Raw genomic sequence first — 13,551 nt, forward strand, 5'->3', positions numbered from 1 at the left:
GCTTTACTTTACCTCTGCTTGTACCCAGTTGCCATAATGCATCTCATATTCCTCTGGTTTAAACGCAATAATTTCAGGCAATTTAAAAGGATGCCTCGCTTTAATGAAGGCTCTTATGTCATTCCAACGACTTAAATCGGTTTTAGCTGAAAGCATAACTTCACTTTCTTCGCAAATCTTGCCTTCCCATCTATAAAGAGAACAAATCCCATCTTGGATTTGAACGCACGCAGCTAGATTTTGCTCTATTAATTGGCGCGCCATTGTCAGTGCATCCTCCCGGTTAGGGAAGCTACTAACGACCACTAATAGTTTAGATTCGAACTCTTGATTCATGATGTTGTTGCAATCCAATAAATGAAAAAAGCCAGACCGAAGTCTGGCTTTAAATCATTAAAAAGCGCTTAAGCCTCTTCAACTACTGCTGTTTCTTCCACCTCAGGACGATCGAGCAACTCAACCAAAGCCATAGGTGCATTGTCACCATGACGGAAACCAAACTTCAAAATACGAAGGTAGCCGCCTGGTCGTGTTGCATAACGTGGTCCAAGCTCTGTAAAGAGTTTAGTCACAATATCGCGGTCGCGCGTGCGATTGAAAGCCAAGCGACGATTTGCTAAATTGTCCTTTTTACCTAAAGTAATTAAGGGCTCAACAACCATGCGCAACTCTTTTGCTTTTGGCAAAGTGGTTTTAATCACTTCGTGCTCCAAAAGAGAGTTAGACATGTTGCGCAACATCGCTAAGCGATGTGATGATGTTCTATTTAGTTTGCGTAAGCCGTTTCCGTGACGCATGATGCTTCCTTTCTAATTATTTCTCGAGGTTAGCTGGAGGCCAGCTTTCGAGTTTCATGCCAAGACTTAAGCCACGAGCCGCCAATACATCTTTAATTTCATTCAATGACTTACGACCTAAATTAGGCGTTTTCAATAATTCGTTCTCAGTGCGTTGAATGAGATCGCCAATATAGTAAATATTTTCAGCCTTCAGGCAGTTAGCAGAACGCACTGTGAGCTCAAGATCATCAACTGGACGCATCAACATTGGATCAACCATTGAAGAGCGACTTGGTGCAAGATCACCAGAAATTTCACTGCTTTCAAGTGCAGCAAAAACCACTAACTGATCAACCAAAATAGTAGCTGCCTGACGAATTGCTTCTTCAGGAGTCAACACACCATTAGTCTCAATAGTCATTACTAGACGATCAAGGTCGGTACGTTGTTCAACGCGAGCAGACTCAACAGCGTAACTCACACGACTAACCGGACTAAAAGAAGCATCCAACACAATGCGACCAATAATCTTAGTGGCTTCATCGTGATATTGGCGCATGTTGCCAGGAACATAGCCGCGACCCTTTTCAACCTTAATTTGCATGTCTAACTTACCACCAGCAGATAAGTGAGCGATAACGTGGTCAGGATTAATGATTTCTACATCGTGTGGCAAATCAATATCTTTTGCCGTAACAACGCCTGGGCCTTCTTTGCGTAAATTAATGGTTACTTCATCACGTGACTGTAATTTAAATACGATCCCTTTGAGGTTCAAGAGTAAGTTCACTACATCTTCTTGTACGCCATCTAATGTAGAGTACTCATGAACAACACCAGCAATAGCAACTTCAGTTGGTGCATAACCACCCATAGAAGACAATAAAACACGACGCAATGCATTTCCGAGTGTGTGGCCATAGCCACGCTCGAACGGCTCCATTACAACCTTAGCTTGGTTGGCAGTAAGCGCTTCAACAGAAATAATTTTTGGCTTGAGCAAATTTGTTTGCATATTTTTCCTTGAGAGTGCTTAATTAACGTGAATACAATTCAACGATCAAACTTTCATTAATTTCACCGCTAATATCTTCACGGTCTGGCACCTGCTTAAATGTTCCTTCAAGCTTAGCCGCATCAACTGATACCCAGGTAACCGCAGCCATCTGACCAACTAAACCTAATGATTCAGCAATACGCGCTTGTTTCTTTGCTTTTTCACGAATAGAAACTACATCACCAGGCTTTACCTGAATAGATGGAATGTTCACGGGCATGCCGTTGAGCATCACAGCACAGTGCGATACCAATTGACGAGACTCAGCTCTTGTAGAACCAAAACCCATGCGATAAACCACATTGTCAAGGCGTGACTCTAGTAACTGCAACAACGTAGAACCAGTGTTACCTTTGCGACGTTCTGCCTCTGCAAAATAACGACGGAATTGACGCTCTAAAATTCCATAAATACGCTTAACTTTTTGCTTTTCACGCAATTGGTTGCCGTAGTCAGAAGTTCTTGAGCCAGATGTACGACCATGTTGACCAGGCTTCGTATCTAACTTGCACTTGTCTGACAGGGCGCGACGTGCGCTCTTTAAAAATAAGTCGGTACCTTCCCGACGTGCTAACTTGGCCTTAGGCCCTAAGTAACGTGCCACGATGCTTTCCTTTCATTGCCGCAGTCTTACGACTTGCGGTGAGTTCATCTTTTAAATTAGACGAACAGTGGGCTTTAATAAAAAACTACTAAAAAATTGTGCTACACACCGTCGATATTAAATACGACGACGCTTTGGAGGACGGCACCCATTATGTGGAACAGGGGTAACGTCTTGAATCTCAGTAATTTTGATACCAAGAGAATTCAATGCACGAACCGCTGATTCACGACCAGGACCAGGACCCTTAATCTGCACTTCTAAATTCTTGATACCACACTCAACAGCTGCTTTACCAGCAACCTCTGCAGCTACCTGAGCAGCAAATGGCGTTGATTTACGTGAACCCTTAAAACCTTGTCCGCCAGATGTGGCCCATGAAAGCGCATTACCCTGACGATCAGTGATCGTAATAATGGTGTTGTTAAAGGAAGCATGAACGTGAGCAATACCGTCAGCTACATTCTTTTTTACCTTTTTGCGTGCGCGCTGTGAAGCTGCGGATGCGGATTGTTGTTTTGCCATGTCAATAAACTTTCTTGATTATTTCTTCAGTTGTACGCCAGACTTACGCGGGCCCTTACGGGTACGGGCATTTGTCTTTGTACGTTGGCCACGAACAGGCAAGCCTTTGCGATGGCGAACGCCGCGATAGCAGCCTAAGTCCATTAAACGCTTGATGTTCATCGTTACTTCACGACGAAGGTCGCCTTCAGTAATGAATTTGCCAACTTCATCACGTAACTTTTCCAAGTCACCATCAGTAAGATCTTTAACTTTTTTATCAATAGCAACACCAGTGGTTTTACATATCTTTTGAGCACGAGTTGTACCAATGCCAAAGATTGCTGTCAAACCAATGACAGTGTGTTGATGATTTGGGATATTTACCCCAGCGATACGTGCCATGAGATTTCCTCTTAATTAACCAATTAGCCTTGACGCTGCTTATGACGCGCATCTGATGAACAGATAACACGAACAACGCGTTTGCGCTTAATGATCTTGCAATTTCTGCAAATACACTTAACGGATGCTAAAACTTTCATAACTCACCTCTTAAAAATAGATACAACTTAATCTTACTTCGCCCGGAATATGATTCTTGCGCGCGTCAGGTCATAGGGAGTTAACTCCACTGTCACCTTATCTCCTGGCAATATGCGAATGTAATGCATTCTCATCTTCCCGGAAATGTGCCCCAGTACCACATGTCCGTTTTCTAGCTTTACGCGAAACATAGCGTTCGGCAAATTTTCAATAATCTCACCCGCCATCTGAATTACATCGTCTTTAGACATTCAGTTAAGCGCCCATCTTAAAATTAGCTTTTTTCATTAATGACCCATACTGTTGCTGCATAACAAATGACTGAACTTGAGCCATGAAATCCATTGCAACAACAACAATAATCAACAAAGAAGTGCCGCCAAAATAAAATGGTACGTTGTACTTCAATACTAAGAATTCAGGTAACAAACACACCAAAACCATGTAAATTGCACCAGCAAGTGTCAAGCGAACAAGAATTTTGTCAATGTAACGACCAGTTTGATCACCCGGACGAATACCTGGAACAAAAGCGCCGCTTTTCTTTAGGTTATCAGCCGTTTCGCGACTATTGAAGACCAGAGCCGTATAGAAGAAGCAAAAGAAAATAATTGCTGCCGCATACAAAATTGTATAGACCGGTTGACCTGGCGCTAATGTCGATGCTAAATCTTTGATAATCTTGCTAAACATATTGCTTGGTTCGCCTGATGTAAACCACCCAGCAATAGTTGCAGGAAACAAAATAATAGATGAAGCAAAAATAGGAGGAATAACACCAGCCATATTTAGCTTCAGGGGAAAATAAGATGACTGACCGCCATAAACTTTGTTGCCTACTTGGCGTTTAGCATAATTTACTAAGATGCGGCGTTGCCCACGCTCCACAAACACTACAAAATAAGTAACTGCTATACAAATCACTACGATAAGCAAAGCAGAAAGAATATTCATTGACCCAGTGCGAACTAACTCAAGCAAGCTTCCTATAGCAGTTGGTAGACCAGAAACAATACCGCCAAAAATAATAATAGAAATGCCGTTACCCAGACCGCGCTCAGTAATTTGCTCACCAAGCCACATTAAGAACATCGTTCCGGTAACCAAAGTTACAACCGTATTTAATTCAAATATTAAACCCGGATTAATCACCAATCCTGGCTGAGCTTGCAATGCTACAGAAATACCTAAAGCCTGAAAAGTTGCCAAGACAACCGTACCATAACGCGTGTACTGTGTGATCTTTCGTTGCCCAGCTTGTCCTTCTTTTTTCAAGGACTCCAATGTTGGAACAACAATCGTCATTAATTGCATGATGATCGATGCAGAAATGTAAGGCATGATTCCTAAAGCGAAAACTGTAAAGCGAGATAGAGCGCCGCCTGAAAATAAATTAAACATTCCCAAAATACCATCTTTTTGACCAGAGAACAGTTGAGCTAACTGATCTGGATCAATGCCAGGCACGGGGATGTGGGCACCCAAACGAAAGACAAGCAAAGCCAACAGCAGGAAAACTAAGCGTTGACGTAATTCGCCAAACTTATTACCTGAATGTGTTGTGCTTGCTGTTTTTGTAGGTAAGAGTGCCATTGATTAACTTAAAAAGCGAATTAAACTAACTCAACGAGTTTGCCACCAGCCGCTTCAATAGCAGCTTTAGCGCCAGCTGTTGCTGTAATCCCTTTGAGGGTTACAGCAATACTCAACTCACCAGTCTTAATCACCTTTACAGCATGAATTTGCTCACCAGCAAAACCGTGGGCTCTCAATACCAATAGGTCAACTTCTGGCAAATTAATTTTTGCTAAATCGGCTAGAGTGATCTGACCAATATGACGACGCGTCAAGGATACAAAACCACGCTTTGGCAAACGACGATACATTGGCATTTGACCGCCTTCGAAGCCCACTTTATGGAATCCACCTGAACGCGACTTCTGACCTTTGTGACCACGGCCAGCAGTTTTTCCAAGACCGGAACCGATGCCACGACCTACGCGGCGGCGGTTTTTCTTAGATCCCTCTGCGGGTTTGAGTGTATTGAGTTGCATATTCTTAGCCTATATACCTAATATTTAGTTAATAACTTTAACTAAATAAGAAACTTTATTAATCATTCCGCGAACAGCTGGAGTGTCTTCTAATTCAGAAACAGAATTAATGCGACGTAGACCAAGTCCACGAACCGTTGCACGGTGACTTTCGCGAGTACCGATCAAACTGCGCACTAATTGCAGCTTAACTTTGGATTGAGTTGTTGTCATTTATAGATTCCTAATCTTGTGGTCTTAACCGAGAATCTCTTCAACTGATTTACCGCGCTTAGCAGCAATTTCAGAAGGAGTACTCATCTTGCTTAGGCCATCAATCGTTGCACGAACCATGTTGTAAGGGTTTGTTGAACCAAGTGATTTTGCAACTACATTCGTTACACCCATCACGTCGAAAATAGCGCGCATTGGACCACCAGCAATTACACCAGTACCGTCTTTTGCAGGAGAAATCATTACGCGTGACGCGCCATGTTTGCCAATGACAGTATGTTGCAAAGTGCCTTTACGCAAGGAAACCTTAATCATCTTACGACGCGCTTCATCCATTGCTTTTTGAACGGCTACAGGTACTTCTTTTGATTTACCTTTGCCCATGCCAATACGACCGTCGCCATCACCAACTACGGTAAGTGCAGCGAAGCCTAAAATACGACCCCCCTTAACTACCTTAGTTACGCGATTAACCGCGATCATCTTCTCGCGAAGACCATCATCACGCTCTTCGTTTTGCATCTTATTTTGCATTTTTGCCATGTTTTTTCCTAAACCCTGTTAGAACTTCAGGCCGGCTTCACGCGCAGCTTCAGCTAAGGCCTTAATACGACCGTGATAACGATGACCGGAGCGATCAAAAGCTACATCAACAATGCCTGCTTTAACAGCACGCTCAGCAACAAGCTTACCAATTTGCTTGGCTGCATCGGCGTTTCCACCATTTTTAATTGCAACTCTTAAGTCTTTTTCCATAGTCGAAGCAGCAGCTACAACCTTAGTGCCGCATGGGCTATAAACCTGTGCAGAAATGTGGGTGTTACTACGGATAACGGTTAAGCGATTTGCTAGAGCCTCAGCAATGCGAATGCGAGTCTGCCGTGCACGTCTTTGTCTGGATTCGTCTTTATTCATTTTTATCTCGCTTACTTCTTCTTAGTTTCTTTCAGATGTACAACCTCATCAACGTAGCGAACACCTTTGCCTTTGTATGGCTCTGGTGAACGGTATGCGCGAACTTCAGCTGCAACCTGGCCAACTTGTTGCTTGTTGGTACCTTTAATAATAATTTCGGTTTGAGTTGGCGTCTCAGCTTTTATACCTTTTGGAAGGTTATAAATAATGTCATGAGAGAAACCTAACTGCAACTTCAAGGATTCGCCTTGAGCTGCAGCACGATAACCTACCCCAACCAAACTAAGCTTGCGCTCAAAACCTGCTGTAACACCAATAACCATGTTATTGACTAGAGCACGAGCAGTGCCTGACTGAGCACCGGCTTCTGGTGAATCGTTGTTTAAGGTAACCGTTAAAACGTCATTTTCTTGCTTCAAACCAACTGATGCGTGCAAATTATGTGTCAAAGTTCCTAGTGGCCCTTTGACAGTGATCATTGCACCATTAATACTGATTTCAGCGCCCTTAGGGACTGTAATAGGTGATTTACCAACGCGAGACATATTTCTCTCCTTACGCGACGTAGCAAATAACTTCGCCACCAACGCCGTTTGCACGGGCTTTGCGGTCTGTCATTACGCCTTGTGGGGTTGAAATAATTGCAATGCCCAAACCATTCATTACTTCAGGAATGTCGTGGCGTCCTTTGTAGATACGTAGACTTGGTGTTGATACACGGTCAATACGCTCAATTACAGGGCGGCCTGCATAGTACTTAAGATCAATGTGGAGCACTGGCTTAGCTGCTTCACCTTTGATTTCAAAACTATCAATATAACCTTCATCCTGCAAGACTTTTGCAATAGCTACTTTTACTTTTGACGACGGCATCAAGACTACGGGCTTCTGCACTGCTTGCGCATTGCGTATCCGGGTCAACATGTCGGCGATTGGATCGCTAATACTCATGAGTTCTCCTAATTCTTTCGCCGCTTACCAGCTGGCCTTGGTTAATCCGGGGATTTCGCCACGGAAGGCGATTTCGCGAATCTTGCTACGGGCTAATCCAAACTTACTGAATACACCGCGTGGACGACCTGTTAATGAACAACGATTTCTTTGACGAATCGGGCTTGCATTCCGTGGAAGCGCTTGCATTTTCAAACGTGCTTCATACCGCTCTTCATCACTGCGAGACTGGTCAGCGATGATTGCTTTTAGTTCAGCGCGCTTAACAGCGTACTTCTCTACAGTTTTAGCGCGCTTATTCTCGCGCTCAATCAGGGATAGTTTTGCCACGTTAGCCTCTTAATTGCGGAATGGGAATTTGAACGCTGCTAACAAAGCTTTTGCTTCTTCGTCAGTTTTAGCGGTCGTCGTAATACTAATATTGAGACCACGAAGGGCATCAATTTTGTCGTACTCGATTTCAGGGAAAATAATTTGCTCTTTAACGCCAATATTGTAGTTACCACGGCCATCAAATGCCTTACCAGAGATTCCCCGGAAGTCACGAACACGTGGTAATGCAACAGTAACAAAGCGATCTAAAAACTCATACATGCGCTGACCACGTAGTGTCACCATGGCACCAATTGGGTAGCCTTGACGAATCTTGAAACCAGCGATAGCTTTTTTTGCCTTCGTTACGACTGGCTTCTGACCTGCTACTTTTGTCAAATCACCAACAGCATTTTCGATAATTTTTTTGTCATTTACCGCATCACCCAAACCCATATTCAGGGTAATCTTGGTGATACGTGGAACTTGCATTACTGACTTATAACCAAACTTGGTCATTAAGTCAGCCATGACTTTTTCTTTGTAATGCTCTTGAAAACGTGTGCTCATAATTTTTCCGTATCCCTTATGCGCTCAATGTTGCGCCGGTAGTTTTCAGGAAACGCTGCTTTTTACCGTCAACGAGTTTGATACCAACACGTGATGGCTTGCCGTTTCCGTCAACCAAAGCAACATTAGAAATGTGAACTGGCATTACCTTGTCAATCATTCCACCAGTGATACCGGCAGCTGGATTAGGTTTTACGCTCTTCTTATAAATATTTACACCTTCAATTACTAACTTATGCTCAAGAACTGTCGTTACAGTTCCTTGCTTGCCCTTGTCGCGGCCAGTTAATAAAATGACGGAATCACCTTTACGAATCTTTTTCATATCAGCCTCTTAAATGACTTCGGGGGCGAGAGAAACGATCTTCATGAACTTTTCAGTACGCAATTCGCGCGTTACTGGTCCAAAGATACGTGTGCCAATTGGCTCTAGCTTTGCGTTGAGAAGTACCGCAGCGTTTGCATCGAATTTAATCAATGAACCGTCTGGACGGCGAACACCCTTAGCAGTTCTCACTACTACAGCGTTGTATATGTCACCTTTTTTTACACGGCCACGTGGAGCAGCGGATTTCACGCTTACCTTGATAACATCACCAATACTGGCGTAACGACGCTTAGAGCCGCCTAACACCTTGATGCACAAGACTTCACTGGCGCCAGTATTATCGGCAACCTGTAATCTACTTTCGGTCTGAATCATTTTTTAATCCCCAACTTGTTAGCCAAAGGCAAACAGTCTTGGTTCCGTCTATGGGCTAAAGCGAAAGCGAAAGCCCGGAATTAATGAAAAAACACTGCTTCACCTAATAAAACTAGCGAAGCCGCCTATTCTACTACGAAATGCAGGGGAAAGGTAAATAAATTTACCAAATTCCCTTTATATTTCTTTAAATACCTTTTGAAGCCTCTACTAAACGGGTTACAACCCAAGATTTAGTACGTGAAATTGGTCTTGATTCTGCAATTTCAACCGTGTCACCCATCTTATATGTACCAGCTTCGTCATGCGCATGGTATTTTTTTGACTTTCCAACATACTTGCCATACAGAGCGTGCTTTACTTGACGCTCGACTAGCACAGTCACGGTTTTTTGCATTTTATCGCTAACGACACGGCCCACTAGGGTCCGGCGCAAGGGTTTAGATAATTCTGTCATATCCCTTTATCCTTATTTCTGTGCAGTTTTTTGAGTAATAAAAGTTTTTACACGAGCAATTTCGCGCTTATTCTTACCCAATTGGCTGGTATTGGTGAGTTGCTGTGTACCCTTTTGCATACGGAGCTTGAAGGTTGTCTTCAGAAGCTCAGTTAATTCTGCATTCAAGGCAAGCAGATCTTTTGATGCTAATTCTGTCTTTTTCATAATCTCTATTCCAATCAACCTAAGTGGCGAATTACGAATGTTGTTTGTAAAGGCAACTTAGCTGCAGCAAGCTTAAAAGCTTCGCGTGCCAAAGTCTCATCTACGCCATCCATCTCGTACAAAATCTTACCTGGTTGAATTTCAGCTACGTAGTACTCTGGATTACCTTTACCGTTACCCATACGTACTTCAGCTGGCTTTTGTGAAATTGGCTTATCTGGGAAAATACGAATCCAGATCCGGCCACCACGTTTGATGTGACGTGTCATAGCGCGGCGAGCAGATTCAATTTGACGTGCTGTCAAACGACCGCGACCAACAGCTTTCAAACCGAAGTCACCAAAAGCTACAGAACTACCGCGTGTTGCCACTCCGGTATTGCGACCCTTTTGTTCCTTGCGATACTTACGACGCTTTGGCTGTAACATGCTTACTCTCCTGACTTCTGCGCATCAGCAGCTGCAACTTCTACAGTAGCTTCAACGGCTTTACGTACACGCTTCACAGCTGGCTTAGCAACTACTAATGGCTTATCTTCGCCTGCTGGTTTGCGTGTAGTTGTTTTAGATGGTGCACGACGTGGTTTTCTATCATCGGCTGCTGGCTCTGCTGTAACTACTGGAGCATCTGCACCACGACCAAGTGTGTCGCCTTTGTAGACCCACACCTTTACACCGATAATGCCGTACGTTGTTTCCGCTTCAGATGTAGCGTAATCAATGTCAGCCTTCAAGGTGTGAAGTGGAACACGGCCTTCACGATACCACTCACGACGAGCAATTTCAGCACCATTTAAACGGCCAGAAGACATAATTTTAATTCCGAGTGCACCAAGGCGCATTGCATTTTGCATAGCACGCTTCATTGCACGACGGAACATAATGCGCTTCTCAAGCTGTTGCGTAATTGAATCGGCAATTAACTGGGCATCTACTTCAGGCTTACGAATCTCTTCAATATTGACGTGAACAGGAACGCCCATGCGCTTTTGCAATTCGCGACGGAGCACTTCAATATCTTCGCCTTTTTTACCGATAACAACACCGGGACGTGAGCTATAAATCGTAATGCGAGCATTCTTTGCAGGACGCTCGATGATTACCTTGCTCACTGATGCATTCTTTAATTTTTTCTTCAGGTAGATGCGGACATCTACGTCTTCTTTGAGCATCTTCGCAAAATCAGTGTTATTTGCATACCACTTTGATGTCCAGTTCTTCGTTACCGAGAGTCGGAATCCGGTGGGGTTTATCTTTTGGCCCATATCTTTCCTTAGTTACTCAAGGTCACGGTGATGTGACATGTTTGTTTTTCAATTTGATTGCCACGACCCTTAGCGCGCGCAGTAAAGCGCTTTAAAGACGTACCTTTATCAACAAGAATGGTTGATACCTTGAGTTCATCAATATCAGCGCCATTATTATGTTCAGCGTTGGCCATTGCTGACTCAACTACTTTCTTTACAATAAAAGCAGCTTTTTTAGGGCTGAAATTCAAAATGTTCATAGCGCGCGAAATTGGCAATCCACGAATCTGATCAGCGACCAAACGTGTTTTTTGCGCAGAAATGCGGGCACCGCGGTGCATTGCTTTAACTTCCATCATCATCCCCTTACTTCTTCGTTACTTTCTTGTCAGCAGCGTGACCTTTGAAAGTACGGGTCAAGGCAAATTCGCCTAACTTATGACCCACCATGTTTTCTGATACATAAACCGGAACGTGCTGTCGACCGTTGTGAACTGCAATTGTCAAACCAATGAAGTCTGGCAATATCGTTGAACGGCGTGACCAAGTTTTAATCGGCTTCTTGTCTTTGTTTGCCTGTGCAACTTCAACTTTTTTTACCAAGCTGGCGTCGCAAAAAGGACCTTTTTTAGCTGAACGTGTCATATCTATTTATCCTTGTCGCTTAACGTTTTTGACGACGTTGAACGATCATCGAAGTTGTGCGCTTATTGCGACGTGTACGATAACCTTTGGTTGGAGTGCCCCATGGAGATACTGGTACACGGCCTTCGCCTGTCTTACCTTCACCACCACCGTGTGGGTGATCTACTGGGTTCATTGCCACACCGCGAACGGTTGGGCGAATACCACGCCAGCGGTTTGCACCAGCTTTACCAATAACGCGCAAGCTATGCTCTTCGTTTCCAACTTCACCAATAGTGGCGCGGCACTCGATCAAAATACGACGTACCTCACCGGAACGTAAACGCACCTGAGCATATACACCTTCACGCGCTAACAGTACTGCGGACCCGCCAGCAGAACGAGCAATCTGCGCACCTTTACCAGGCAACATTTCCACGCAGTGGATTGTGCTACCAACAGGTATATTGCGAATCGGTAAATTGTTACCAGACTTGATTGGCGCTTCTGAACCACTCATCAGCGGCTGACCAACAACCATACCCTTAGCTGCCAAAATATAACGACGCTCACCATCAGCAAACAAAACCAACGCAATATTTGCACTGCGGTTTGGATCGTATTCTAGACGCTCAACTTTTGATGGAATACCATCTTTGTCGTTTCGCTTAAAGTCTACAACGCGATAGTGATGCTTATGTCCACCACCTTTATGACGAGTAGTAATGTGGCCGTTATTATTACGACCCGCTTTTTGAAATTGTGGCTCCAACAATGCTGCAAAAGGTTTGCCTTTATGCAGATCGGGATTTACCACCTTGACCATTGAACGACGACCTGGTGAGGTCGGTTTTGTCTTCATCAAAGGCATGATTAATTCGCCTCCGCTTCAAAGTTAATTTCTTGACCTGGCTTCAAACTGACATAAGCCTTCTTTGTGTGATCGCGACGACCTTCAAAACGGCCATAGCGCTTTGGCTTACCTTTTTGATTCACGATTTGAACTGAGTCAACTTGCACCTTAAAGAGCAATTCAACTGCTTGTTTTACATCGCTTTTGTTTGCATCGCGCATAACCTGGAAAACTACTTGTTCGTTTTTCTCTGCAACCATTGTCGCTTTTTCAGAGATAACCGGTCCAAGCAGCACCTTCATCAAATTATGATCATTTTTACGAATTTGGGTCATTTGAGCATCTCCTCGATTTTTGCAATCGCAGCTTTGCTTACCAATATCTTTTTGTAGCCTACTAAAGCTAATGGATCGGCATGCTGTGGCTCGCACACTGCAACTTTATGCAAGTTGCGTGATGCTAAGAATAAATTCTCGCTAACTTGATCAAGAATGATCAACACTGAATCCAGTCCCATGGCCTTAACTTTGTCAGCTAAGACTTTAGTTTTTGGAGCATCAAGCTTGAATTCGTCAACAATATTTAAGCGGCCTTCGCGTGCTAACTGAGAAAGAATAGATCTCATACCAGCGCGATACATTTTCTTGTTAACTTTTTGGCTGAAGTTTTCTTCAGGTGAGTTCGGGAATATACGACCACCTCCACGCCACAGCGGGGAAGAACTCATACCAGCACGAGCACGTCCAGTACCTTTTTGACGCCAAGGTTTTTTGGTGGTGTGCTTAACTTGTTCACGGTCTTTTTGTGCACGATTACCGCTTCGTGCATTTGCTTGATACGCCACAACAACTTGGTGTATCAATGCCTCGTTATATTCACGTTCGAATACTTCTGGTGAGCCTTGAATGCCTGCACCTAAAGTACCGTTATCTTGGAGAAGCTTAAGTTCCATATTC

General features: G+C 43.8%; 28 protein-coding genes. All 28 read right to left on the reverse strand.

Features of this window, described 5'->3' with window-relative positions; translation table 11 throughout:
• Positions 1 to 3 precede the first annotated feature (3 nt).
• On the reverse strand, positions 4 to 336 hold the full coding sequence (gene cutA, locus B0G85_RS05595; RefSeq protein ID WP_100379462.1) for a divalent-cation tolerance protein CutA: 333 nt from the start codon (positions 334 to 336) through the stop codon (positions 4 to 6).
• A 68-nt stretch (positions 337 to 404) separates the two neighbouring features.
• Complete coding sequence (gene rplQ, locus B0G85_RS05600) at positions 405 to 797, reverse strand: 50S ribosomal protein L17 (protein ID WP_100379463.1); 393 nt, start codon at positions 795 to 797, stop codon at positions 405 to 407.
• Between the two features lie 16 nt (positions 798 to 813).
• Positions 814 to 1,794: a DNA-directed RNA polymerase subunit alpha gene (locus B0G85_RS05605; protein WP_100379464.1), complete on the reverse strand. Its 981-nt coding sequence runs from the start codon at positions 1,792 to 1,794 to the stop codon at positions 814 to 816.
• Positions 1,795 to 1,816: 22 nt separating this feature from the next.
• Complete coding sequence (rpsD, locus tag B0G85_RS05610; protein WP_100379465.1) at positions 1,817 to 2,440, reverse strand: 30S ribosomal protein S4; 624 nt, start codon at positions 2,438 to 2,440, stop codon at positions 1,817 to 1,819.
• A 117-nt stretch (positions 2,441 to 2,557) separates the two neighbouring features.
• Positions 2,558 to 2,965 (reverse strand): 30S ribosomal protein S11, encoded by a 408-nt coding sequence (gene rpsK / locus B0G85_RS05615; protein WP_011901923.1) that lies wholly within the window; start codon positions 2,963 to 2,965, stop codon positions 2,558 to 2,560.
• An 18-nt stretch (positions 2,966 to 2,983) separates the two neighbouring features.
• Entirely contained in the window at positions 2,984 to 3,349 is a 366-nt protein-coding gene (rpsM, locus tag B0G85_RS05620) for a 30S ribosomal protein S13 (RefSeq protein ID WP_100379466.1), read from the reverse strand.
• Between the two features lie 23 nt (positions 3,350 to 3,372).
• Complete coding sequence (rpmJ, locus tag B0G85_RS05625) at positions 3,373 to 3,489, reverse strand: 50S ribosomal protein L36 (protein ID WP_012357167.1); 117 nt, start codon at positions 3,487 to 3,489, stop codon at positions 3,373 to 3,375.
• A 33-nt stretch (positions 3,490 to 3,522) separates the two neighbouring features.
• The gene (infA, locus tag B0G85_RS05630) at positions 3,523 to 3,741 is read right to left on the reverse strand and encodes a translation initiation factor IF-1 (RefSeq protein WP_088526684.1); all 219 of its coding nucleotides are present in this window, start codon (positions 3,739 to 3,741) and stop codon (positions 3,523 to 3,525) included.
• 4 nt (positions 3,742 to 3,745) lie between these two features.
• Positions 3,746 to 5,083: a preprotein translocase subunit SecY gene (secY, locus tag B0G85_RS05635; RefSeq protein WP_100379467.1), complete on the reverse strand. Its 1,338-nt coding sequence runs from the start codon at positions 5,081 to 5,083 to the stop codon at positions 3,746 to 3,748.
• A gap of 20 nt (positions 5,084 to 5,103) precedes the next feature.
• On the reverse strand, positions 5,104 to 5,544 hold the full coding sequence (gene rplO, locus B0G85_RS05640; RefSeq protein WP_100379468.1) for a 50S ribosomal protein L15: 441 nt from the start codon (positions 5,542 to 5,544) through the stop codon (positions 5,104 to 5,106).
• Between the two features lie 24 nt (positions 5,545 to 5,568).
• Complete coding sequence (gene rpmD / locus B0G85_RS05645) at positions 5,569 to 5,757, reverse strand: 50S ribosomal protein L30 (protein ID WP_100379469.1); 189 nt, start codon at positions 5,755 to 5,757, stop codon at positions 5,569 to 5,571.
• A gap of 24 nt (positions 5,758 to 5,781) precedes the next feature.
• Positions 5,782 to 6,300 (reverse strand): 30S ribosomal protein S5, encoded by a 519-nt coding sequence (gene rpsE, locus B0G85_RS05650; protein ID WP_100379470.1) that lies wholly within the window; start codon positions 6,298 to 6,300, stop codon positions 5,782 to 5,784.
• Between the two features lie 18 nt (positions 6,301 to 6,318).
• Positions 6,319 to 6,672 carry a 50S ribosomal protein L18 gene (gene rplR / locus B0G85_RS05655; protein WP_100379471.1) on the reverse strand — a complete coding sequence of 118 codons (354 nt, stop codon included), beginning with the start codon at positions 6,670 to 6,672 and terminating at the stop codon, positions 6,319 to 6,321.
• Between the two features lie 11 nt (positions 6,673 to 6,683).
• Complete coding sequence (gene rplF / locus B0G85_RS05660; protein WP_100379472.1) at positions 6,684 to 7,217, reverse strand: 50S ribosomal protein L6; 534 nt, start codon at positions 7,215 to 7,217, stop codon at positions 6,684 to 6,686.
• Between the two features lie 10 nt (positions 7,218 to 7,227).
• A complete protein-coding gene (rpsH, locus tag B0G85_RS05665; RefSeq protein ID WP_100379473.1) occupies positions 7,228 to 7,623 on the reverse strand; it encodes a 30S ribosomal protein S8 in 396 nt (131 codons plus the stop codon).
• Between the two features lie 24 nt (positions 7,624 to 7,647).
• Positions 7,648 to 7,953, reverse strand: coding sequence for a 30S ribosomal protein S14 (rpsN, locus tag B0G85_RS05670; RefSeq protein WP_100379474.1), 306 nt, complete (start codon positions 7,951 to 7,953; stop codon positions 7,648 to 7,650).
• A gap of 9 nt (positions 7,954 to 7,962) precedes the next feature.
• A complete protein-coding gene (rplE, locus tag B0G85_RS05675; protein ID WP_100379475.1) occupies positions 7,963 to 8,505 on the reverse strand; it encodes a 50S ribosomal protein L5 in 543 nt (180 codons plus the stop codon).
• 16 nt (positions 8,506 to 8,521) lie between these two features.
• A complete protein-coding gene (gene rplX / locus B0G85_RS05680) occupies positions 8,522 to 8,830 on the reverse strand; it encodes a 50S ribosomal protein L24 (RefSeq protein ID WP_100379476.1) in 309 nt (102 codons plus the stop codon).
• A 9-nt stretch (positions 8,831 to 8,839) separates the two neighbouring features.
• On the reverse strand, positions 8,840 to 9,208 hold the full coding sequence (gene rplN / locus B0G85_RS05685; protein ID WP_011901910.1) for a 50S ribosomal protein L14: 369 nt from the start codon (positions 9,206 to 9,208) through the stop codon (positions 8,840 to 8,842).
• 187 nt (positions 9,209 to 9,395) lie between these two features.
• Positions 9,396 to 9,665: a 30S ribosomal protein S17 gene (gene rpsQ / locus B0G85_RS05690; protein WP_100379477.1), complete on the reverse strand. Its 270-nt coding sequence runs from the start codon at positions 9,663 to 9,665 to the stop codon at positions 9,396 to 9,398.
• Positions 9,666 to 9,677: 12 nt separating this feature from the next.
• The gene (gene rpmC, locus B0G85_RS05695; RefSeq protein ID WP_100379478.1) at positions 9,678 to 9,872 is read right to left on the reverse strand and encodes a 50S ribosomal protein L29; all 195 of its coding nucleotides are present in this window, start codon (positions 9,870 to 9,872) and stop codon (positions 9,678 to 9,680) included.
• 14 nt (positions 9,873 to 9,886) lie between these two features.
• Positions 9,887 to 10,300, reverse strand: a complete 414-nt coding sequence (gene rplP / locus B0G85_RS05700; RefSeq protein ID WP_100379479.1) for a 50S ribosomal protein L16 — start codon at positions 10,298 to 10,300, stop codon at positions 9,887 to 9,889.
• 2 nt (positions 10,301 to 10,302) lie between these two features.
• A complete protein-coding gene (gene rpsC / locus B0G85_RS05705) occupies positions 10,303 to 11,136 on the reverse strand; it encodes a 30S ribosomal protein S3 (protein WP_100379480.1) in 834 nt (277 codons plus the stop codon).
• Between the two features lie 8 nt (positions 11,137 to 11,144).
• Positions 11,145 to 11,477, reverse strand: a complete 333-nt coding sequence (gene rplV / locus B0G85_RS05710; RefSeq protein ID WP_198508743.1) for a 50S ribosomal protein L22 — start codon at positions 11,475 to 11,477, stop codon at positions 11,145 to 11,147.
• A gap of 7 nt (positions 11,478 to 11,484) precedes the next feature.
• Positions 11,485 to 11,763, reverse strand: a complete 279-nt coding sequence (gene rpsS / locus B0G85_RS05715) for a 30S ribosomal protein S19 (RefSeq protein WP_011901904.1) — start codon at positions 11,761 to 11,763, stop codon at positions 11,485 to 11,487.
• A gap of 19 nt (positions 11,764 to 11,782) precedes the next feature.
• Entirely contained in the window at positions 11,783 to 12,613 is an 831-nt protein-coding gene (gene rplB / locus B0G85_RS05720) for a 50S ribosomal protein L2 (RefSeq protein WP_100379482.1), read from the reverse strand.
• A gap of 2 nt (positions 12,614 to 12,615) precedes the next feature.
• On the reverse strand, positions 12,616 to 12,930 hold the full coding sequence (gene rplW / locus B0G85_RS05725) for a 50S ribosomal protein L23 (protein ID WP_100379483.1): 315 nt from the start codon (positions 12,928 to 12,930) through the stop codon (positions 12,616 to 12,618).
• Positions 12,927 to 13,547, reverse strand: coding sequence for a 50S ribosomal protein L4 (rplD, locus tag B0G85_RS05730; RefSeq protein WP_100379484.1), 621 nt, complete (start codon positions 13,545 to 13,547; stop codon positions 12,927 to 12,929). Before rplD ends, rplW begins: the two co-directional genes overlap by 4 nt.
• Positions 13,548 to 13,551 lie beyond the last annotated feature (4 nt).

It is taken from the genome of Polynucleobacter brandtiae (genome assembly GCF_002797575.1).
In the GTDB taxonomy this organism is placed as follows: Bacteria; Pseudomonadota; Gammaproteobacteria; order Burkholderiales; family Burkholderiaceae; genus Polynucleobacter; species Polynucleobacter brandtiae.